Genomic DNA, 22,172 nt, shown 5'->3' with positions numbered 1-22,172 from the left:
TTTGAAGCCTTAGCTTTGGTTTATCTCTGCTGCCAGTCGTTGTTTTTGTTCTGGCGTGTTCACATTGACGAAGGCATTGGGTTGATCGGCAAAGGCCGCCACGGCATAGCGATGTTTGGCATACCAAAAATCAATTTTACGCTCACCCGCTTCGAGAAAGGCGGTCATTGACTCGCGCAGGCTCGGCTTTAGTAACATCACCACGGGCTGTTCACGCTCACCATCACTGGCAACGGCAAGTTCAGCATCGTTTGCCTCAATGGCGGCTAATAAGCGGGCGACTAAATCCCGCGGCAGCAGTGGACAATCGCAGGGCACCACGAGCAGATAGTCTGCTTGAGTGTGACCCATAGCGGTGATCATGCCCGCCAAGGGGCCGAGAAACCCAGTATGCTCATCACTCAACACCGTAAAACCGAACTCAGCATAGCGTGTTTGGTTACGATTTGCGTTGATCAGGATCTCCTTAACCTGAGGTTTTATCCGTTCGATAGTGTGTTCTATCATGGCCTTGCCGTTTAGCTCGACGAGGCCTTTATCGTCCCCGCCCATACGGCGTGCCATACCACCGGCAAGAATAACCGCATCAATTTGCAACGACATATAAAGATCCCTGTGTGGAGTTTGTGGGCGTTTGCTGATGGGAGGTTATCACCTGTTGGTCTGCAATGTGCCACTGCTGCTCGCAAATGGCGGTGAGCGCACAGTTTTGGTGGCTGCTTAATAGCATTCCCGTCCCTTGCTGTTTGAGCTGTTGGATCATTTGCAGCACTAAGGCTTGGGAGTCCTTATCCATATTGGAGGTCGGCTCATCGAGCATCAGTAACTTTGGCTGCAATATCCAAGCGCGGGCGATGGCGAGGCGTTGTCTTTCGCCGCCCGATAAATTGCTAGCTCTGGAATTTAATAACGAGCCCAGTTGCGCCATCTCAATTGCTTGGCCAATTCTACGTTTGGCTTCGGTTTTTGAGGCCGCAAAGGGGAGCCCGTAGGTCAGGTTGTAATTGACTGTGCCATCAAAGAGATAGGGATGCTGGTGGAGGTAAACGGCTTTGCCGAGCAAAGGGTTACGTGTCCACCATGCATCCTTTTTAAAGCCGCTAACTTCAATCTTGCCCTGAGATGGCGGCTGTAGACCCGCGAGGATCTTCATCAGGGTTGATTTGCCTGAGCCGTTGTCACCCTGCAAATAAATGACATTCCCTTGGCATAACTCAAGGCGCTGAGCTTTGAATAATAAGCGCGGGCCAAAGGACATTTCCAAATCACGGGCAATCAGTTTGGCTTGGGTCATAAGTTAATGGCTCCTTGGCGTTTCTTTGCCGCGTAAACCACCTAAGGCAAAGTTGAGGATCAAGGCCAAGATTAGCAGCACTAATCCGAGGGCGATAGCTTGGGCGAAATCGCCTTTACTGGTTTCCAGTGCGATAGCCGTCGGGATATTGCGGGTCACATTTAAAATGTTGCCGCCAACCATCATCGAGCAACCAACTTCAGTAAGTATACGGCTAAAGGCTGCGACAATTGCCAGCAATAACGGCATACGCAGTTCGCGACACACGGTCCAGACCGCGCTAAACCAAGAGGCGCCTAAGGTGCGTGAGGTTTCCCATGCACGGCGATCGACACTGGTGAATGCGGCTTGGCTCATGGCGATCATCACTGGGGCGCAAATCAGCATTTGGCCGAGGATCATCCCCTCTTGAGTGAACAACCACTTTAAATCCCCAAGCGGGCCGTTGCGGGTCAAGATGAGATACACCAGCAGGCCGATAACGACCGTGGGGATCGATTGCAATGTTTGTACTAAGTTAGTGACAAACCACTTTCCGGGGAAATGGGCAAACGCCAACACAAAACCGAGCACCATAGAGGGGACTAAGGTGATGAGCAGCGCCGCGAAAGAAACCGAAAACGAGACTGAGATGATGGACCAAACGTCGGGGTCCAATGAAAACAGCAGGCTTAACGCCTGCTGTAACAGTGCTAGCCAGCCTTCGCTCATTCGCTATAGGTTGCCTTGAACAGTTGCTCGCCTTCAACTTTGAAGTTGTTGATCATGGCTTGACCTTCTTTGCTGATCAGCCAGTCACTGAAGGCTTTGGCGCCTTTGTGGTTCAGATCTGGGTATTTAGCTGGGTTGATCAGAATCACTTGGTATGGGTTCGCCAGGGTTTTACCGCCATCGAAATCCACGCCTAAGTCCAGCTTAGTTTTGTACGCCACGAAAGTACCACGGTCAGACAGAGTGTAACCTTGTAATTCGTTTGCCATCAGCAGGGTTTTACCCATGCCTTGACCGACTGAAGTGTAACCTTTGAAGTCAGGAGTCACGCCTGCGGCTTTCCATACTTCTAACTCTTTGATGTGGGTGCCAGAGTTGTCACCACGAGAGACGAAAGGTAAGCCTGACTTGGCGATTTTCGCGAAGGCTTCTTCGGCAGTTTTGCTTTCACGTAGTTTTGCTGGGTCGTTTTTAGGACCTAACACCACGAAATCGTTTTCCATAATGCCACGTGGCTCAACACCAAAACCATCGGCAACAAATTTTGCTTCAGCACTTGGTGCGTGGGTCATCACTAAATCCACATCGCCTTGCTCGCCTAGTTTCAATGCTTTACCCGTACCCGTTGCGATAACTTGTACTTTATAGCCTGTTGCACTTTCAAACTTAGGCAGTAATTCTTGTAACAGACCAGAGTTTTCAGTACTGGTCGTGGTGGCTAACTTAATTACTTCAGCCGATTGAGCGGGTAACACTGTGAGCATGCTGGCTGCAACAACCAGGCCCAGTAATGACTTCATATGGGATTTCACGTTTAGCATGGATACTCCTTGGCGAAAAATAGGGTTCCGACTCAATTGCCTACTGAGTGGGAGGTTCCGTAAATTGTAATGCGTTCGGTTGAAAGCAAATAGGGTGCCAAACCGATATTCACGCTTTTACCTTCACAGCTTGATCTAAATTGTGACTTCGATCTCAGGCTCAGCAAATAGTTTGCAGACAAATTGTCTCAGCGCATGCTTCTTATGGTTCATAGTGACCTATTTGTCTAGTTTCAATGCTAGAATTGGTCGCAATTGAGTCAAAATGTCCAGAAGTGAGCACTATGAGCCAGATAGATAATAACCTCAAGCCCCTTCCTTCCGCTGTTTCAGTCCTGATCGTCGATGACGAGCCGGGGATGCGTAGCTTTTTGAATAAGGCACTTTCGAAGAAATTCGCCTTAGTTGAAACCGCGGGCAGTATTGAAGATGCTGAGCAGTTACGTAGTCGCTGCCATTTCGACTTGCTGATTGTCGATATCCGCTTACCCGGTCGCTCGGGTATCGAGTGGCACGAAGCCTTAGACGAGCAAGGTCGACGTTCCGATGTAATCTTTATGACCGGCTATGCGGATTTAGAGGTGGCGATTAAAGCGCTGCGAGCAGGTGCCTCAGATTTCATTATGAAGCCGTTCCACCTCGAGCAGATGATGTCGGCGGTTGACCGTTGTATTGAACGCCGTTTGCTGCGCCGTGAAAACTTGATGTTGCGTCGCGAAGTCTCTATCGGCTATTCCTCTACCATCATAGGGAGTAGTGACGCCATGAAGTCGGTGAAGCAAGTGATTGAGCGCGTGGCACCGACCAATGCCGTGGTGTTAATTCAAGGCGAATCGGGCACGGGTAAAGAGTTAGTTGCGCGCCAATTACATTTACTCAGCGGTCGCCAAGGGCCCTTCGTGCCAGTTAACTGTGGCTCGATAGCCCCCGAACTGCTTGAGAGTGAACTCTTTGGTCATACGGCTGGCGCGTTTACTGGTGCTAAAGGTAACCGTGAAGGCCTATTTAGTTTTGCCTCCGGCGGTACGATTTTCCTCGATGAAATTGGCGAGATGCCGCTCAAAATGCAAACAGCGTTGTTAAGGGTGCTGGAGCAGAAGGCGATTCGCCCGGTGGGCAGTGAGAAGGAAGTCAATATTGATGTCCGGGTGATTGCGGCAACTAACCGCACTCTGATGGATGAAGTCGAAGCGGGGAACTTCCGTCGCGATCTTTATTATCGACTGAATGTGCTGGATATTTTTATTCCTCCGCTGCGTGAGCGTCCGGAAGATGTGGTCGAATTGACCCACCATTTTACCCGCCAATTGGCTGCTGAATTAGGCGTGCGTGAAGTGGTGTGGAGCCATGAAGACATGGTAAAGCTGCAACAACATGAATGGCCGGGTAATATCCGCGAACTGCGTAATATGATTGAGCGCTGTATTCTGCTCGGCAAGCCGCCAGCGGAGTACTGGAAGCAGCAGGTTAAAACCGAGTCTTCGGCTTTGCAGGGTTATCCTTTAGATTGGCCATTAAAAGATGTGGAAAAACACCATGTGACGAGTGTGGTCGATCTGCATTCTGGCAATAAATCTGCGGCTGCTCGGGACTTAGGGGTTTCCCGCAAGACCTTAGATCGCAAATATAAAGAGTGGTTTGACGTTAGCGACGAGCAGGAGTTTTAAGTGTCTTTTTTTACTCACTTTTTTGGAGTTAGTTGGCAGCAAATGCAGGCTAAAGTGCGTTATCGCATTTTGATCCTCACATTGCTGCCGATTTTGCTCACTTTGGTGAGTTTAGTGTTTATCACGATTTACTGGAATATCAGCTACACAGGCAAGCAACTGTTTATGAAGGTCAAAGCCGATTTGGCTGTGGCTGAAAATACCCTGCAACAGGTGCAAGTTCGCCAAGAAAAACAGCTAGAAAGAGTGATGACCTCATGGACATTCCAGAATGATTTTAGGCCGATCCTCAGTGGTGCATTAGATCATAGGACGAGCATAGATAGTTTTCTTGATGAGCAAAAGCAGCAACTCGATTTAGACTTTTTGCGGCTGGTCAGTGTCGCTGAAGCGGCGGCTGATCCTGACTTACGACAGATTTTACCGAAAATGGGTGGAATGTTGCCTTATTCGGGACTGATGGTGTTATCTCGTGAACGTTTGGCGCGGATTGACCCTGATTTAGCGAAAAGAGCGAGTATTCCACTGTTAGCGACCTTGCGGGCACAAAGTCCCAATAAGCAAGTTGAGGACCGTGGTTTGCTCAGCCGTAGCTTGTTGCCGATCCCCGATACTGAAGGCAAAGTGGCATGGTATCTCGACGGCGGGGTGTTATTTAACCGCGACACCCGCATCGTTGATCATATCCGCGATCTTGTCTACGACAAGGGTACTTTGCCCGAACGTTCAATTGGTACTGTGACGATTTTTCTCGATAATATTCGGGTATCGACTAACGTTCCTTTGCATTTTTTTCCACAGCCGAATGAATCCCAAGGGCGTGCGCTGGGGAGTTTGGTCTCGGAGGAAGTGCGAGAAAAAGTGTTAAATCACGGAGAGTTATGGGTCGATAGGGCGTTTGTGTACAATGATTGGTTTATTTCTGCCTATGCGCCGTTAGAAGATGTCCGTGGACAACGAATTGGGATGATTTACACCGGTTTTTCGGAGTCACCTTTTATTCATAACTACCTGCTTAATATCATTGAGTTAGGTACCATTCTGATGTTAGTGCTGCTTATTTCTGGATTGCTGGTTTACCGCGGTGCCTACAGTTTATTGCAGCCGATTGAGCGGATTCACCATGTGGTGCAAGCCGTGCAGTCTGGGCGCAATGTGCGTATTGGTGCCTTGGGGTTAGATAGGGATAACGAGTTGTCGAATCTTGCCGAGCAGTTCGACCGTATGCTCGACCTATTGCAGCGGCGCAACGCGCAAATTCAGGCCGCTGCCGAACAGCTCGAAATGAAGGTCGAAGAGCGTACTCGTAGCCTGCAAGATAAGACCTTAGAGCTACAGCGTAACGTCGCTCTACTCAATGAGACTCGCCAGCAGTTAGTGACCAATGAAAAGTTGACCGCTCTAGGAGAGTTAACCGCTGGTATTGCACACGAAATCAATAATCCGACCGCTGTTATCCTCGGCAATATGGAGTTACTGCGCTATGAGCTGGGTGATAATGCCGACGTCGTAAAAGAAGAAATTGATCTAGTTATTCAGCAGGTTGGTCGTATAAGCACTATTATCCGTAGCCTACTGCAATATAGTCGCCCGGGAGAGTTTAACGCTCCCTTAGAGATGCACCCTATCACGCCGATCATTGAGGAAATGCTGGTGTTAGTGCGGCATTCAATTCAAAAGCAAGAAGTTGTGCTGATAACGGAACTGAACGCCAGTTGCCCTGTTCAGGTCAATCGCCCGCAGTTACTGCAAGTACTGATTAACCTTGTGGTGAACGCAGCCCATGCGATGGATGGTAAGGGACGCATTTGGGTTCGCACTTATGATTGGGTGCAGCAAGATATGCCGATTGGCGTCAAAATCGAGGTTGAAGACGAAGGGTCTGGGATTGAGCCTGAGCAATTGGGGCGGATTTTTGATCCTTTCTATACCACGCGTAAAGATGGCACAGGCCTTGGGCTGTCGCTCAGCTACGGTATTATTAAGCGCATCGGTGGCACCATAGAGGTGAGCTCTGTATTAGGTAAAGGCTCAATCTTCACCATTGGCTTGTATCACGAGGCTAAGGAAGATCAACAAAACAACCTTTACGATGGCTTACATTTTTCGGGACATAATGCTGAAATCTAAATTTTGCGCGAGTTAAGTATAAGGTTCAAAGAGCTTTATTGAATAACAAGCAAAAAAAAGCCGGATGATGAATCCGGCCACAAAAGAGTGTGTGAGCAATGTCGTGCTTGCAAACTCAGGAGCACTTTAACAACGTCAGATTACCAGTCATCGGTGTTAAAGATGAGTTTTGGAACGCAAGTTAACGATAATCATTCTCAATTGTGTTTGCAAGCTATTTATTGCAAAAAATGCATATTTTTATCTATGGTATATTTATGCCGCTGCAATAGACTTGCTTAAATGCAATTTATGGTTGATCAAACTCTGGGGATCGGCATTTAGCTCGGTAATTAAATATTGGTTTCTAATCAATAGATTGAGCATTGCAGGGAAGCGATTCATGGTTTTAACCTGAATATGGTTATAGCCTTGGAGGCTGGCCCATTTCTCTTGGTATTCCAGTAGGCTTTGTGCTAATCCTAAACGTCTAAAGTCTGTCGCAACGCCACCTAACCAACTGTAAAAAATCCCTTTTTCCTGTTCATATCCCAGCTTGAACCCCGCCAGTTCGCCTTCCACATAGGCTAGGAGAACCAAGCAAGTCTTGCCTGAAAGCCGTGCCGTTAAGGTGTCTGGCGTCAAGGGACGGTCGAGCTCAGGAATTTGCTTACTTAGTTCGATGAGTTGTATGGCTAACTCGGGAGTCAGAGTTGTGATTGCTTTGATTTCAATTGAATACATAATTTTCTCTCACAAAAATCAGCCCCAATAGCGTATCAAACGCATTGGGGCCGAATAAAAACTGTTCAAATTATAACAGGTCTGGCCAGTTGAGTTAATCAGGAAAATGATTTTTGTGGGCTGGTTTGCAATATCTTGTCTTGTAACACTTTCAGCAGCACACCGTAGGCGGGTAAGAATAGCCCTAGGCTAACAAGCAATTTAAAGCTGTAATCGACAGTGGCAATTTCAGGCCAGTTGGCGGCCATAAAGCTGTCTGTTGAAGCATAAAAAGCGATGCTGAAGAACACTAAGGTATCGACTAAATTACCAACAATCGTCGATGCCGCAGGCGCGACCCACCATGAACGGCTTTGGCGCAGACGGGCGAATACAGTGATATCCATCAGCTGACCAATCAAATAAGCCGCAAAGCTGGCAAACGCAATACGAAACACAAAGGTGTTCCATTGGCTTAAGGAGTCCATCCCTTGGAAGCTACCCTGATGGAATACGACTCCCATAACATAGGAAATCATCAGTGCGGGCACCATGGCCTTGAGGATGATGCTTCGAGCGGGTGTTTGTCCAAAAATGCGCACCGTTAGATCGGTTGCAAGGTAAACAAAAGGAAAACTAAACGCGCCCCAAGTGGTGTGATAACCAAACAATTGAAACGGCAGTTGTACCAAGTAGTTGCTTAGGCAAATAATCAGTATGTGAAATCCCACTAATAGCAGGAGTGCGCGGCGAAGCTGCGCAGGGGTTAACATTAACATATGTGGCCTTTTTAGTTGTGTAGGGCGGGGTGAGGGAACCCGCTAAATCGTCTGCTGTTATTTTATCCCGTTCCAGCGTGCTGAAATCGGGCCGCCATTATAGTGACCATGTTTGAAGATGCAAGCTTACGGTTTATATTTCAAGCAATTTAGCCGCGAATACTGCGCAAACCTAAGGCATAGGGATCGAAATTGTCCTACACTTTCTAAGAAATGTTAGGAGAAACCGATGAGATTATTTCTTGCCGCCTTGTGTGTTAGCTTATTGAGTTTCTGTGCTTTCGCGACTCCCAATAAGCCGGTCGTGGTGCATCTTGTCACAGCCTCTTGGGAAGGTTTTGCTAATCCTGATGAGACGGGTTACTACTTTGATCTCCTCAGGCGTGTCTTTCCATCACCGGAATGGCAGGTCGATGTGCAGTTTATGCCTTTTGCTCGTACCTTATATCTGATTGAAAGCGGACGGGTTGATATGGTTCTCAGCGTGTACAAAGGCGATGTGAAAAATAGCCTACTGAGTGAAAATGCCGTTGAGCTTGATTCAATTGATGCCGCAGTAACGCCTCAAATTGCAGCAACTTGGGCAGGGATGGAGAGTTTATCCCATAAGCGAGTCCAAGCCATGCTGGCCTATCGTTACAATATGCTGACCTCCATACCGATGTTTTACGAAGAAAGTAGCGACATGCTGAGTATGCTCAATAGTGTAAATGCGGGACGAATCGATGCAGTACTGGATTACAAAAAGAATATGGAGGCGCTCATTCCTGAACTGAGGGCGTCACAAACGTTTGTGATTATCCAAGGCGTGTTAAATGCAGAAACTTTTTTTGCCTTTGCCAATACCGAAAAAGGACAAATGCTAAAGCAACATTTTGATATTGAACATAAAAAAATCATTGACTCCGGTGAGCAGGATAGGCTTTACACCGAGACCAAAGCAAAGGGTTTTTAATGTTTTGGTATCAGTGTTAAATGTTTATAGTTCAATCAGAATCGACATTATCGTTGCAAGTTTATTCTCTAGCTCTTGCCACTCAGCCTCGGGATCTGAACCTGCAATAATGCCCGCACCCGCAAACAGATTAATTTTACCTGGCTCAATCAATGCACTGCGGATGGCGACTGAAAACTCACTCTCATCTTGATTAAAATATCCGCAAGCACCAGCGTACCAGCCTCGCATATAGCCTTCCCGCTGGCGAATGAACTTCATTGCAGATTCTCTAGGGAGGCCTCCCACCGCGGGTGTAGGATGCAGTGCTTGTAACAGCTGAAAATCGTTCACGCCAGGCTTTAACTCGGCACGAATAGCGCGGTGCAGATGCTGAATATGATTTAACTTAAAGATTGTGGCCGCTTCTTCTGCACCGACATACTGACTCAAAGGCGTGAGCATATTGACTATGTGACGGCGAACAAGCTGATTTTCAACACTATTTTTATTGTCTTCCAGCAGCGCATTGGCTAGTGCCACATCTTCTTCTTTATTTAATCCGCGAACTGTCGTGCCCGCTAATGCCTCGGTAAACAATTGTTGCCGACGACGACGAAATAAGCGCTCTGGGGAGCAGGAGATATAAGTACGCTCAGGGCTAAATTGGAATCCAAATTGAAAGCTATTGGGGTTACGGCCTTGCCAGCAGGCTAATACCATCCAAGGATCAACTTGCTCGTTAACCTTAAGCTCTGTCAAACGTGAGAGAACGACCTTGGGCGTATCTTGATTAAATTCAGGCTCAACGACTTGTTCGACTAAGGTTTTCCAACGAGGAAAGTCCGGAATATCTTGGCGGCTCACTAGGGTGAGTTTATTGGGTGGCGCCAAGGGGCGTGCTGGCATAACCGCTTCAATAGCGGCAATCGCAAGGTCGATCTCATCGATAGGATTGTTATCGGCAAAATTAAGATTTACCCGCAAACTAAACTGATCCGCACTGCGTCTAAACTCGATTCTGGGTAGTACAAATCGGCTATTACCAAACTCAGGCCAAGATTCAATGCTGCGGTCAAAGGCTACACCGCCATAGTATCGAATGTCTGGATTGCTAGATAAAACACGTTGCCGTTCGTAAACACTGGCCAGCTCGTTATCCTGGACGCCAGTTTCAAATTTTATGTCTTTACAAGCACCTATGGCTGCAACTTCTTCAATTTTGTCACGCCCATGCCAGTAGATGCGTGGATACTGAGTTTGTGATGCCAACCATGAAATCAAAGGAATAGAGACAGTCGTTAAAGATAGCTGCACTATCGGCTCCGACGCTGGAACCTGTTTCATTTGAATGAGTTTGTCGATGAGAGACTTAAGGTCTTCAGACAGGGCATGAGCAGGCAAGTAAAACTCCAAAGATAACGGAATGAAGGTAGTGGCTGAAGTTCCGGTTCTCAGCGGTGAATATGAACTAGGTTAATGCATTCTTTTTAAAGTCATTTACACCAAGTTGATTAGAGCGTGTAAATAAGAATCTTTCGCTCAAATTAAAGGCCGAGGCCGTCAGTGTCAAGAAGCAAGCCATGAGTGTGTGACTTTTACCATAGTCTCATTTTAAGACGCAAAAAAATGTGACCAAGATGGGTCTTTTTGTCGATACCGTTGGCAGTGTTGGACATTTTGTCTCTTTGTGACTAAAGGCGTGTTCCATTTGCCGTAATTAGTCGATCTGGGTTGGTTTTTAATTTTTTTTTGGTTGAGACGGAATTATCTAAGACCACAATAGGGAGCACATCTTAAATTTCCTCTATGACAACAATAATATGATTACCAGACAAACGATTTTTAGAGTGTCGTCCTTAGCGTTAGCGATTGGGCTCAGTTTAACGGCTCACGCCGATGAAATCGCCCGCGATCCCCTGCTAAATGTGAATGAAGTGATTGTAGTCCATGGCGAAGGCGCCGATGCGGAGCAATTGGCGACCACTCATTGGAGCATCAATGAGGCCGAAATCCGTGCTTTGGGTGCGCAGACATTAGACCAAGTGCTGAAGAATGTGCCCGGGGTTTATATCCGTGTGGGTGGTGATGGCACCCCTAGGGTCGATATCCGTGGTTTTAAGACCCGCCATGTCACTCTGTTGGTAAACGGCGTGCCCATGAGCAGTGCCGACGATGGGCAGTTCGACCCAAGCGTGATCCCAACCAGCCAAATTGCCTCGGTTGAAGTGTCGGTCGGCCCGACTTCAGTGCTGTACGGCCCAAGCGGTGCCGGCGGGGTGATCAATATTATTACTAAGCAAGGCAGCACTGCGCCCGCCTTGTCTGGACGTGTAGAAGCGGGTAAAGACAATACCTTTAATGGCGACATCAGCGCCGCAGGTTCGGGTGATGATTGGCAGGGATTAGTGAGTGTTAGCCGTCAACAGACCGATGGTTTCCCGATGTCGAACGATTTCGAGCCGACCAAATATCAAGACGGTGAACTGCGTGCCAACTCAGATAAAGAAGTCACCAACGTTTATGCCCAAGGTAGTTACTGGTTATCGGATAAGACCCAACTGATTGCCAACGCGGCACTGCGTAATGGCGAATGGGGCAAACCTGCCCGTGATGGAACTGGCAGTGGCAAACTTAAGTATGAGCGCACCGACGATTACGATTCACATACCTTCCAGCTCGGCTTAGCCCATCAGTTCGACGATACTTTTACCCTGCGAGGTTTTGGCTATCACAATCAAAGCGATACCTTAGAAGCCGCTTATGCCGATGAAACTTATTTGGCATTAACGCAAACTCAAGACGGTCGCTCCGTGGTTCAAGGGGTCAATTTACAGCTGATCACTGATTTTCATAAGGCCGGGCTGTTAACCACCTCTGTGATTGCTGAAGAGCAGAGCTGGAAGTCTGTAGTGGACACATACTCCAGCAATACTGGTAGTGGTACGGGGAATAACTCGGGCACTGGTTCAGGTTCTGGCGGTGGCACTGGTAGTGGTGGCGGAACAGGTTCCGGCGGTGGCACTGGTAGCGGCGGCGGAACAGGTTCTGGCGGTGGTACTGGAAGCGGCGGCGGAACTGGTTCTGGCGGTGGTACTGGAAGCGGCGGTGGAACAGGTTCTGGCGGCGGCAATGGTAGCGGTGGCGGTTCTGGTGGCGCTGAAAACCTAAATGATTCTGCATGGTTATATACTGCGGCAGCCGAATATCAGTATCAATCTGAGCACAACTATGGCGTTACCTTAGGTGGAGCTTTCCATTCACTCGATGCCTCTGATGGCACGGATGATAATTACTCGGCAATGGCATCTAGCTACTGGCAAGTGGTACCCGATTCACGTTTAAGCCTAAGTGTGGCACGTAAAGTCCGTTTCCCTTCCATGGTGAACTTGTACTCGCAATCATCGGGTAACCGTGATTTAGAAGCAGAAGAGTCTAAGCATGTTGAGTTGGGTTTAGAGCAAAACTTACCCGCCAGCACCGACTTCTCGCTCTACGGTTATTACACGGACGCGAAGAACTACATTGCCAAAGATACTGCGGGTTTCTACCAAAATATGGGGCGCTATGAGTTCAAAGGGATTGATTTTCAAATTAATAACCATGTGATTGAACATTTGGATCTGAGCTTCTCCTACAGCTACTTAGATTCAAAAGAAATGGAAGGCGATGATACCTTAGATGCGCTGCAATACCGTCCTCGTCACCAACTGCGCTGGCAAATGAGCTATGAATTCCCATTCGAGACACAAGTCCACCTCAATGTGGAACGTATCCTCGATCAGGTTTATGCGACTCAGGTGAAGGTAAACGGACAAAACCAGTATCAACAGCAATCGTTGGATAATTACACCTTAGTGGATATCAACTTAGTGCAGCCGCTGATCACCGATAAGTTAGACGTGTATCTGCGTGCCACTAACCTATTGGATGAGAACTACTACCAGAGTGAAGCCCTGCCTCAGGCTGGCCGTCAGTTCTTCGTAGGTGTGAACTGGCAGATTTAAGATGAAATTACTCGAGCTCGACGGTGTCAGCTTTAACTATGGCAGCCAGCTAGCCCCGGTTTTACAGGAGCTTAATCTCTCGATTGGCGCAGGCCAATGCCATTGTGTGAGTGGGCCCACGGGCTCGGGTAAATCGAGTCTATTAAATCTACTGGCGGGCGTACAGAATCGCCCGCATGAGGGCGATATTTGGCGTCACCCAGAGTTGGTTACTGGCTTAGTGATGCAGGATCCGCAAACTCAGTTACTGCGGCAGACTGTTGGGGCCGAAGTCGCCTTCGCCTTAGAGAATCTCGGCATCCCCGCCGAGAATATGTTACCTAAAGTGCAGTTAGCGCTGCGACGCGTCGGGCTGTTTTTACGGCTCGACACCCCAGTCAGCACCCTTTCCCTCGGTCAAAAATACCGTTTGATGATTGCCGCACAGTTGGTGTGTGAGCCGCATTTACTCTTGCTCGATGAGCCATGGGCGCAGCTCGATGACCATGGCGTGAGTGAGCTGTTAGCGGTATTACGTAATCTAATTGCCGAAGGCATGGCATTGGTGTTGGTGGAGCATAATGCGGCGGCCTTTGCCGAGATTATCCAGCATTATTGTCAATTAGAGGCAGGCCGTTTATCCGAGGGGATATATACCGTCAGCGATGCCACCGTGCAGGAAGCGCCAGTGAGAGCTTGGGGAAGTACACATCACTTAGGCAAAGTACAGGTGAGCGCCGAGGCGTTTGATTTCTGCTTCGATGGTTGTCAGCCCTTGTTTAGCTGTCCACAAGGGTTTGAATTGCACGCCGGCGAGATAGTGACCTTAGTGGGGGATAATGGTGCGGGTAAAACTAGCCTCTTAAAATCCATCGCGGGCATGCTGCACTTAAAGCAGCGTTTGCCACTCAAGGTGCTAGGCCGTAAACCTAAACTCGGTGTGTACGGCGCCGAGTTAGGGTTATTGCTGCAAAGGCCGAGTCGACAACTGTTTGAAACCAGCGTGCTGGCCGAGATGCAGTTTAGTTTGAATCGTTTCGAACTGCCTAAAGAGCGTGCCGAGCAAATGCTGCTCGATCTCGAATTGAGTGCGCTGGCCGAACAGTCGCCTCATAAGTTGTCCTACGGTCAACAGCATCTTATTGCCTTGGCATCATTAGCCTGCTTGCAGCCTAAGGTGTTGCTACTCGATGACCCACTCGCGGGCATGGATAAAGAGTACTATCGCAAAGTATGGTATCTGCTCAAGCGCCTCAGTGCACAAGGTTGCGCCATTTTAATGAGTAGTCACAGAGTAGTCGTGCATAGTGCCGTGTCTCGGCAACTCAGTTTACACAATGGGTTGTTGACGGAAGACACTCTGATGGAGGAGCGCTATGTGGGTTAGTTGTCGTCGATGGCGACTACGTGCCCGCCGGCGTTGGAGTCGCGAGAAGCAAGAAACTACGCTATGCGCGCTGTCGCTGTTTTTCGTCTGCGTACTTTCCGCCTGCGCTTTTGTATTGCCCGCCGATTTATTGCTGCCGCTGGCGGCCGTGAATGGCTTGCTAGTGCTCCATGGCTTAGCGCGCCGGGGCAGTATTATGGGCGTGGTTAAACTCGGTGTGATTCAACTGACGATTACTTTAAGTCTTTATTTATTGCTCTATGGCGTTGATCACCTCGCCCAAGGCGCCGTGGTGGTGGGACGCATTATTTTAGCGACTATCCCCGGCTGGTGGTTGTGTATCACGGCTGCGCCCGAGCGCATTGGTGAAGTATTAAGTGCATTTTTGCCGAGCAAATGGGCCTTTGTGGTGGCCGCATCTTTGAGTTTGCTGCCCTATATGGCGGATGAAGTGCGCGAGATTTATCAGATCCAATGTCTGCGAGGCGCGCGTATTACCCCTAAGGCGCTGCGAAATCCTAAAAATTGGCCTGAGCTAGTGTATTGCGTGCTGTTTCCTGTATTAATCCAATTACTTAAATTATCTCGCCAGATGGCGGTTGCGGCCCAGAGTCGTCACTTTGGCAAGCGTACGCGTGTCACCCATTGGCACTCACCGAGAGACAAAAAATGAAGAAAAAACTTCCTCTGAGTTTGCAGGACTCGCTGTTTATTGGTTTTTGCGCCACTTTGCTGGTGGCATTGACGAGTATGTTAAGGCTTAAGCTCGGGATTTCTGGCCATAGCATGTTTTTGATGAGTTTCTTCTATTTGATTTGCTACGGCGTACTTGGGCGTTTTGGCAGCATGATTGCCTGTGGTGGTGTTGCAGGGCTAGTCGCGATGGCGCTCGGTGTTGGTAAGGGCGGCCCAATGATTTTATTGAAGTTTATCTTACCTGCTATTGCGATGGATCTGGTGGCCTTGTTGCTACCTCTCACCTTAAGCCTGCACTGGCGCTGCGTGATTTTAGGCATTGTTGGCTGTATGGCCTGGGCGGTCAAGGTGGCTCTGACCAATGCGCTGGCGGGCATGGCGCTCGATGTTGTACTGATCCAATGGGGTGCTAGCGTGCTTAAGGGCGGATTTTTTGCCACCTTAGGTGCCCTGCTGGTGCCTCCCGTGCTGCATAGGCTTAAGGCCCATGACCTCCTCCACCGTGACAAGTTTTAACTGCTAGGAATACCGATGAAAAATTGGCTTATTTGTATCGATGATACCGACGACATTGGCACTAAAGGCACAGGCGAGATAGCTGAGGAAATTGCACATTTGCTCGCGCAAAACTCGGGTGGCAAGGCTTCCTTTGTGACGCGGCACCAATTATTTGTGCATCCTGATATTCCTTACACCTCCCACAATAGCGCTATGTGTTTTGCGTTGCAGTCGCCGTTATCACAGGCCGAGATCTATCGTCTGGCGGTCGCGCATCTGGTGGCTGAATCTGCACCTAAGGCAGATCCTGGGATTGCAATTTTGGATGTTGATTCCGACTATGATGTGAACGCGCTGATAGACTTTGGGCTCAGAGCCAAGCGTGAAGTCATTACCAAAGCGGCCGCCTATCAGCTTGCTGAGCAGTTACAGATTCATCTGACTGAGCACGGTGGTACTGGTCAAGGTGTGATTGGTGCTTTGGCTGGGCTTGGATTGCGGTTAATGGGCAATGATGGGCGAGTGAAGGGCCAAATCAAACTCGGTCAACTTGAAGAGGTTTCCCTTGAGCTACCTGTGGCCGATATCCTCGAACAAACCGGCTTGGATGCGGTGATGAGTACCGATAAATACCGCTTGGCCGCAGACGAAAAAGTCCAACTCAAAGGCAAAGTAAAAGCTGTCTATCTTGAACATCAATTTGTTTTATTAGTCGCGAAGGACGGTGAGCTGTGGCGTAATGCTGGCAAGCAAGCCTTGCAGGACTATTGAGGTGGGAATGGATCAAAAGTTACTCAAACTGTTTGAATATGAGACTGAACGTTGGATTTTTCGGGTGGGTTTACAGCAATATTCAGAAGCAAGGCGGGCGGCGCGGTTGTGCACTCATTTTGCTCCAGATGATGAAGATGAGCAGATAGATGATGATCTTCATTCCTGCTATAACTGCCAATATCGCCGTTGGATGGTGGCAAGCTTCGAATGTGTAATATTAAAAAGTGCTATATTATTAGACGATTAGCTCGCTCTTGAGTAATGGCATAGGATTCTACTAGGTTTTTGTCTTGTTCTTTGATGCTAATCATCAAAGCATATGGTGCTTTTATCTTCCTCAGCATAGAATGCGCGTTATACTGTCCTATACTTCCAGGAAGTAAACAACGGCATCGTGCGCCCAATAGTGCGGCATGTTACGTAGTCGATAGCAGTAATATTCTCTATGCCTTGGGGTTGCTAGTATGAGTGAGTCGGCAGAATCGGTTGACCTAATCAAATTGCCAGTGTCGAAATTGACGTTGGGAATGTTTGTCACAGCAATTGACAGAAATGATCAGGGCCGGTTGGCAATTGCAAATGCTGGACAAATCAAGCACAAGGACTCGATTCTAAAATTATCAAAGAGTGGCATCAAATATGTTTGGGTCGATACGGAGCGTTCGGCTGAACATTGTGGTTTTAAACGTAAAGCCAGCAACGATAGCCTATCAGAAGTTAAAAAATCCCTACTGACCCGTGAGAAGCAACAAGCGCAGGCGAAGGTCATTTTGACCGAAGCGAAGGATCTCATTCGCAAAGTACTCTCAGAAACATTCGAGGGTAAAGCGATTGAAGTCGCTCCTTTTGAAGCACTTGCTGACAGCATGATTGAGTCAGTGTTGTTGGATGAAGACGCCCTAAAGTGTATGTCAGCACTGCGCACTAAAGATGCTTATCTGTTAGAGCACTCAGTGAATGTCGCCTTCCTGCTCGTTACTTTCGGTAAATACCTTAAACTCGACCGCGCTATGTTAAGAGAAATGGCGGTGGGCGGCATTTTGCATGATATCGGCAAGATTAAGGTCGACAATAAAGTCCTGCATAAACCGGGCAAGCTCACGCCTGAAGAATTCGAGCATATGAAGTTGCATCAAGTATATGCACTTGAAATAATGAACGAAACCAAAGGGTTGTCTCAAATAAGTAAAGATATCTGCCTAATGCACCATGAAAAATTAGATGGGCGGGGCTATCCAAGGGGATTAAAGGGAGATGAGATACCTCGCCACGGTCGGATGAGTTGTATTGTCGATATATTTGATGCCTTAACCGCGACGCGTTGCTACAAAGAGGCCATGAGTCCTGCGGCCGCCTTTAAGATCTTACTGAGCTTGACGCCATTTCACTTAGATCAAGAGCTGGTTTATGAGTTTATTCGTTGTATCGGTGTATATCCTGTAGGCTCTTTAGTCGAATTGTCCGATGGTCGAGTTGGTATTGTTTGGACCTCCAAGGATAGAGATGCATTACATCCAATTGTGAAGTGTTTTTATTCTCTAAAAGCAAAGCGTTACACTGAAGTCGCCATGGTAGACCTTCTTAAATCAGACCTTCACATTGAGCGAGGCGTATCGCCAAGCTCCTTAGATATAGATCCATCACCCTTTTATTGATTGCCCAAGTTGCACTTGATATCTACCAAGATCTTAAGTGCCATTCATTGCCCCCGCTGCGCCAAAAGCCTTACACTGGGTGAAAGTTTGCTTTGGGCTCAGTTATGAACAGTGTTCGTCAATCTCTCCTTCCCATTCTCGTTATTCTGCTGTCTTTGGCGTTGTTAATTCCCGGCGTAACTCAGCCCATTTTGAGCCTTAACGGCAGCATAAATAAGGCCAAATTAGCCGAACAGGGGATTGAGCAGGTTGCCCAAAGTTTCGATGAAGACTCGGGGCGCGACAGTGCCCGCGGCATGTTGAATATGGTTAGTGGCCTGCTGGGGCTAAATAACCTTAAAGGTGAGGTCCAAGTATTGCAGCAAACCCGTAGTATTTGGAGCACAGTCACCGAATTATATAATACTGGCAATGGCTTAGTTGCAGGACTGGTGATGCTGTTTAGTATCATTATCCCTGCGGTAAAACTCAGCTTAATGTTGGTACAACAAACCGTGAGTTCGATTGCGCTGCAGTGGCGTATTCATCATCTAGTGTCTGCGCTGGCGAAATGGTCGATGGCCGATGTGTTTGTGGTGGCTCTGATCATTACCTTTTTGGCGGGTAATGCCTCGGGCGGTATGGGTGAAATGCTAAAGACCAAGGCGGAGTTTGAGAGCGGATTCTACTTCTTTACCGCCTATTGCATCCTCTCCATCGCCAGTGGTTACTTAGTGCGTCGTCCAACACCAATTCTGTAGTCAATCAAAGGACATACAGAAGGTTCCGTATGCCCTTTATCGTTAGGAAAGCGTGCCGTTTTGATAGATGGGCATAATCCAATAACGGCAAGGGTTGTGTTTACAGACCTTTGCTAGTGCTTCAAGCAGGGCACTTTGCTGGCTTGCAGGGTGCATAATCTCAAACTTACAAAACTCCCGATAACCTTCCACCTGTTCCTTGATATTGAAATGGCTGTGCTCTCGGCTAAATCCGCAAATATTGCCCAAGCTAAAGCCGGATAAAAACTCCAACTCAATCAGAGTGTCGACTATATCGTCCTTAATATCGTTTTGGGCGATCAGGACTAGCAGTTGTTCCGTGCTCATCGGCGTTTCTCCAGCCAAAAATACAACATGGGCAGTAAATACAGGGTCGTAATGGTCGATGTGAGCAAGCCACCGATCACCACAATGGCCAAGGGTTTTTGGATTTCAGCACCAGGGCCCGAGGCGAACACTAAGGGGATCAAACCAAACATGGCGGTGGTGGCCGTCATCAGAATGGGTCTGAGTCGCCGCGCGGCACCCTGTTCGACTCGCTCCCTGAGGCTGCCAAATAAGTATTTGGTTTGTTCGTAATAACTGACCATCACTACGCCGTTAAGCACCGCGACACCTAGCAGGGCGATAAAACCTACTGAGGCGGGCACCGAGAGGTACTCCCCCGAGAGATACAAGCTGACGATACCGCCCATCATAGCGAACGGGACGTTAGCGAGGATTAATCCCGATTTTGCTAGCGAGCCGAAGGTGGTGAATAAAATCAAAGTGATCAATGCGATAGCTATGGGGATCACCAGCAACAAATTGCTGGTGGCGCGCTGCTGGTTTTCAAACTCGCCACCGAAGCTGACGCTATAGCCGCTTGGTAGTTTGATTTCCTTGGCGATTTTGCTGTTAAGCTCTTCCACAAAGCCCACAATATCCCGCCCTTGAACGTTGGTGGTGATTACCGAAAAGCGATTTCCCTGTTCCCGCTCGATCAGGATTGGGCCCTGTTTATAGCTCAAAACGGCCACATCGCTTAGGCGTTTTAGGGAATGATCCGGCATCACCAATAGCTGATTTTGCAGTTCGTTAATGTTGCTGATCTGCGCTTGATTATTGGCGATAAGCACAGGCGTGCGCTTTTTCCCTTGCAGCACTTCGGTGACGACCACGCCTTCGAGTTGGCTCTTGAGGTAACGGGCAAATTCCATAGTGCTCATCCCAAACCCACGGGCGAGCTCGTTATCTAAGGTGAGATTAATAAAGGGGCTACCTTCAATCATTGCCATCTTAACGTCGACGCTGCCCTGAGTGGCGGTGACCAGTTGCTCTATCTCTCCGGTGAGTTTGCCTAAGGTCTCGATATCATTACCGAATACTTTAATCGCGACATCCCCAATACTGCCTGTGAGCATTTCGGAGACACGCATCTGTATCGGTTGCGTAAAGTTAAAGTTCACGCCGGGATATTTAAGCAGCACAGTGCGGATGGCATCGATAAGCTGCTCTTTAGTCGCAAAACGCCATTCGCTGCGTGGGGCCAGTTCTAAAAACACATCGGTTTCGTTCAGTCCCATGGGATCTAAACCAATCTCATCGGCACCAGTGCGCGCCACCATCTGTTTGATTTCGGGGATTTGGCTTAGCAGTGTTTGCTGGATCTGTTTATCGATAGCGATGGAGGCGTCGAGGGAAATCGAAGGGGATTTCTCTAACTGGAGAATGATGTCGCCCTCATCTAAGGTCGGCATAAAGGTTTTCCCCACCAGACTAAATAGACCCAGACTGACGATCAGCAAGCTAAAGGCGGTGAGCATAAAAGGTTTTTGCCAACCAAAGCAGGCTTTTAGGCTTCCAAGGTAAAGATGCTTGAGCTTTTCGATGGCCCTAGGTTCTTTCGCGGCCTTTTCGTTAACGAGATACGAGGCAATCACGGGGATCACGGTCAGCGATAACACCAGCGCCGACAGCATGGCAAACACTATGGTGATGGCGACTGGGGTAAAGAGTTTGCCTTCTAAACCACTGAGGGTGAGCAGTGGCGAGAACACTATGATGACGATAACCGTGCCCGATACTACGGGAATGGCGACGTCTTTGGTGGCGCGAAAGATCAAGTGTAAACGCGGCAAACGCTGTTTAGTGGCGATTAAATTCACCATATTTTCAACCACGACCACGGAAGAGTCCACCAACATGCCGATAGCGATAACGAGGCCTCCAAGACTCATCAAGTTAGCGGAGAGATTGAAGTAATCCATCATCAAAAAGGTGAACAGTGCGGCTAGCGGTAGTGACAGGGACACCACTAACGCGGCGCGCACATTACCTAAAAACAGCGCCAGCAATACGATGACCAGCACTACGGCCTCGAATAGCGCATTGGAGATGGTCTCAATAGCGGTATTGATCAGGTTAGCGCGGTCGTAAAAGGTGTTTATCTGGCTGCCTTCAGGGAGAGTCAGGCTGATTTGCGCCAGCTTTTCCTTAATGTTGTTAACCACTTGTGCCGTATTGGCGTCCTTGAGGGCAATGATTAAAGCTTCGGCGGTTTCGTTGCCATCCTTAGTGACGGCACCGTAGCGTGCAAGGTGGCCTATCTGGATATCGGCGAGATCCTGCAAGCGATAGACTTTGGCATTATCGGCTTTGATCACTAGCTGTTTAAGCTCGTCGATATCATCGATGCGTCCCTCGGAGCGCACTATGATGGTGTCAGTACCTATGGTGAGCTTACCAGCACCTTCGTTGTGATTATTCTCCACAATCGCCTGTTGCAGCGCGGCAAAGCTCACGCCCGCAGCCGCCATCGCCGCAGGATTGGGGCTGATACTAAAACTCTTGGCATAACCGCCGAGGATATTCACATCGGCAACACCCGGCACTGTGCGCAGCAGCGGCCGAATTTCCCACTCGAGTAATTGACGTCGCTCCAGCAGGGAAAGATTGGGGTTTTCGAGTGAAAACATAAAGATTTCACTGAGCGGCGTGCTCATGGGCGCCACACCGCCACTCACACCTTCGGGAAAACTGTCCCAGACCGCAGTGAGGCGCTCGCTCACCTGTTGGCGCGCCCAATAGATATCCGTGCCTTCTTCAAAATCGAGGGTGATATCGCTAATGGCATACTTAGTGGTCGAGCGTAGAATCGATTGCTGCGGAATGCCGAGCAGCTCGGTTTCAATCGGGACGGTAATCTGGGCCTCGATTTCCTCCGGCGTCATGCCGGGAGCCTTGAGGATGATCTTCACTTGGGTTGGGGAAATATCCGGAAAGGCATCCAAGGGAATGGCAAACCAAGCGCGTGCGCCAGCCAACATGAGGATCAGCGCCACAATCAGCACAAAAAGTCGCTGAGTGAGCGAAAAACGGATCACAGAGGTGAGCAT

20 protein-coding genes are annotated in these 22,172 nt (G+C 48.6%); 11 read left to right on the top strand and 9 right to left on the bottom strand.

The window, feature by feature from the left end; genetic code table 11:
* Positions 1–9 precede the first annotated feature (9 nt).
* The 4 genes from mobA to JM642_RS19925 are packed head-to-tail and all read right to left on the bottom strand — an operon-like array spanning position 10 to position 2,826.
* Complete coding sequence (gene mobA / locus JM642_RS19940) at positions 10–603, bottom strand: molybdenum cofactor guanylyltransferase MobA (RefSeq protein ID WP_203432435.1); 594 nt, start codon at positions 601–603, stop codon at positions 10–12.
* A complete protein-coding gene (locus tag JM642_RS19935; protein ID WP_203432434.1) occupies positions 587–1,294 on the bottom strand; it encodes an energy-coupling factor ABC transporter ATP-binding protein in 708 nt (235 codons plus the stop codon). Before JM642_RS19935 ends, mobA begins: the two co-directional genes overlap by 17 nt.
* A 3-nt stretch (positions 1,295–1,297) precedes the next feature.
* Positions 1,298–2,005: an ABC transporter permease gene (locus JM642_RS19930; protein ID WP_203432433.1), complete on the bottom strand. Its 708-nt coding sequence runs from the start codon at positions 2,003–2,005 to the stop codon at positions 1,298–1,300.
* Complete coding sequence (locus tag JM642_RS19925; RefSeq protein ID WP_069453927.1) at positions 2,002–2,826, bottom strand: substrate-binding domain-containing protein; 825 nt, start codon at positions 2,824–2,826, stop codon at positions 2,002–2,004. Before JM642_RS19925 ends, JM642_RS19930 begins: the two co-directional genes overlap by 4 nt.
* Before the next feature lie 284 nt (positions 2,827–3,110).
* On the opposite strand from JM642_RS19925, the gene JM642_RS19920 reads away from it, so the two are divergent.
* Together JM642_RS19920 and JM642_RS19915 are read left to right on the top strand one after the other, a co-directional pair.
* Positions 3,111–4,493 (top strand): sigma-54 dependent transcriptional regulator, encoded by a 1,383-nt coding sequence (locus JM642_RS19920; RefSeq protein WP_037423995.1) that lies wholly within the window; start codon positions 3,111–3,113, stop codon positions 4,491–4,493.
* Complete coding sequence (locus JM642_RS19915) at positions 4,494–6,623, top strand: cache domain-containing protein (protein ID WP_203432432.1); 2,130 nt, start codon at positions 4,494–4,496, stop codon at positions 6,621–6,623.
* Positions 6,624–6,878: 255 nt separating this feature from the next.
* On the opposite strand, the gene JM642_RS19910 is transcribed toward JM642_RS19915, so the two are convergent.
* The gene (locus JM642_RS19910) at positions 6,879–7,346 is read right to left on the bottom strand and encodes a GNAT family N-acetyltransferase (RefSeq protein WP_203432431.1); all 468 of its coding nucleotides are present in this window, start codon (positions 7,344–7,346) and stop codon (positions 6,879–6,881) included.
* Between the two features lie 98 nt (positions 7,347–7,444).
* A complete protein-coding gene (locus tag JM642_RS19905; protein WP_037423985.1) occupies positions 7,445–8,104 on the bottom strand; it encodes a 7-cyano-7-deazaguanine/7-aminomethyl-7-deazaguanine transporter in 660 nt (219 codons plus the stop codon).
* 229 nt (positions 8,105–8,333) lie between these two features.
* On the opposite strand from JM642_RS19905, the gene JM642_RS19900 reads away from it, so the two are divergent.
* Positions 8,334–9,059 (top strand): transporter substrate-binding domain-containing protein, encoded by a 726-nt coding sequence (locus JM642_RS19900; RefSeq protein WP_203432430.1) that lies wholly within the window; start codon positions 8,334–8,336, stop codon positions 9,057–9,059.
* Between the two features lie 24 nt (positions 9,060–9,083).
* On the opposite strand, the gene JM642_RS19895 is transcribed toward JM642_RS19900, so the two are convergent.
* Positions 9,084–10,442 (bottom strand): isochorismate synthase, encoded by a 1,359-nt coding sequence (locus tag JM642_RS19895; protein ID WP_037428343.1) that lies wholly within the window; start codon positions 10,440–10,442, stop codon positions 9,084–9,086.
* A gap of 419 nt (positions 10,443–10,861) precedes the next feature.
* On the opposite strand from JM642_RS19895, the gene JM642_RS19890 reads away from it, so the two are divergent.
* The 8 genes from JM642_RS19890 to JM642_RS19855 all read left to right on the top strand — a co-directional run bounded on the left by JM642_RS19890 (position 10,862) and on the right by JM642_RS19855 (position 18,774).
* Positions 10,862–13,045 (top strand): TonB-dependent receptor plug domain-containing protein, encoded by a 2,184-nt coding sequence (locus JM642_RS19890; protein ID WP_047533775.1) that lies wholly within the window; start codon positions 10,862–10,864, stop codon positions 13,043–13,045.
* Position 13,046: 1 nt separating this feature from the next.
* Positions 13,047–14,411 (top strand): ATP-binding cassette domain-containing protein, encoded by a 1,365-nt coding sequence (locus JM642_RS19885; RefSeq protein WP_203432429.1) that lies wholly within the window; start codon positions 13,047–13,049, stop codon positions 14,409–14,411.
* Positions 14,401–15,084, top strand: coding sequence for an energy-coupling factor transporter transmembrane component T (locus JM642_RS19880; RefSeq protein ID WP_037423969.1), 684 nt, complete (start codon positions 14,401–14,403; stop codon positions 15,082–15,084). The genes JM642_RS19885 and JM642_RS19880 overlap by 11 nt, the downstream gene beginning before the upstream one ends.
* Positions 15,081–15,623 carry a hypothetical protein gene (locus JM642_RS19875; protein ID WP_037428350.1) on the top strand — a complete coding sequence of 181 codons (543 nt, stop codon included), beginning with the start codon at positions 15,081–15,083 and terminating at the stop codon, positions 15,621–15,623. Before JM642_RS19880 ends, JM642_RS19875 begins: the two co-directional genes overlap by 4 nt.
* A gap of 15 nt (positions 15,624–15,638) precedes the next feature.
* Positions 15,639–16,376 carry a DNA-binding protein gene (locus JM642_RS19870; protein ID WP_037423964.1) on the top strand — a complete coding sequence of 246 codons (738 nt, stop codon included), beginning with the start codon at positions 15,639–15,641 and terminating at the stop codon, positions 16,374–16,376.
* Positions 16,377–16,383: 7 nt separating this feature from the next.
* On the top strand, positions 16,384–16,626 hold the full coding sequence (locus JM642_RS19865; RefSeq protein ID WP_037423962.1) for a hypothetical protein: 243 nt from the start codon (positions 16,384–16,386) through the stop codon (positions 16,624–16,626).
* A 217-nt stretch (positions 16,627–16,843) separates the two neighbouring features.
* Positions 16,844–18,034 (top strand): HD-GYP domain-containing protein, encoded by a 1,191-nt coding sequence (locus JM642_RS19860; protein ID WP_037428357.1) that lies wholly within the window; start codon positions 16,844–16,846, stop codon positions 18,032–18,034.
* 104 nt (positions 18,035–18,138) lie between these two features.
* On the top strand, positions 18,139–18,774 hold the full coding sequence (locus JM642_RS19855) for a paraquat-inducible protein A (RefSeq protein ID WP_203432428.1): 636 nt from the start codon (positions 18,139–18,141) through the stop codon (positions 18,772–18,774).
* Positions 18,775–18,816: 42 nt separating this feature from the next.
* Here the strand turns inward: JM642_RS19855 and JM642_RS19850 are convergent, their stop codons facing one another.
* Together JM642_RS19850 and JM642_RS19845 are read right to left on the bottom strand one after the other, a co-directional pair.
* Complete coding sequence (locus JM642_RS19850; RefSeq protein WP_011627657.1) at positions 18,817–19,122, bottom strand: DUF3240 family protein; 306 nt, start codon at positions 19,120–19,122, stop codon at positions 18,817–18,819.
* Positions 19,119–22,172, bottom strand: coding sequence for a CusA/CzcA family heavy metal efflux RND transporter (locus tag JM642_RS19845; RefSeq protein ID WP_203432427.1), 3,054 nt, complete (start codon positions 22,170–22,172; stop codon positions 19,119–19,121). The genes JM642_RS19850 and JM642_RS19845 overlap by 4 nt, the downstream gene beginning before the upstream one ends.

Origin of the sequence: Shewanella sp. LZH-2, from assembly GCF_016859145.1 — a bacterium.
Taxonomy (GTDB): Bacteria; Pseudomonadota; Gammaproteobacteria; order Enterobacterales; family Shewanellaceae; genus Shewanella; species Shewanella xiamenensis.
Note: the sequence above shows the minus strand (reverse complement) of the source record. Positions and strands in the feature narration are given on the sequence as shown.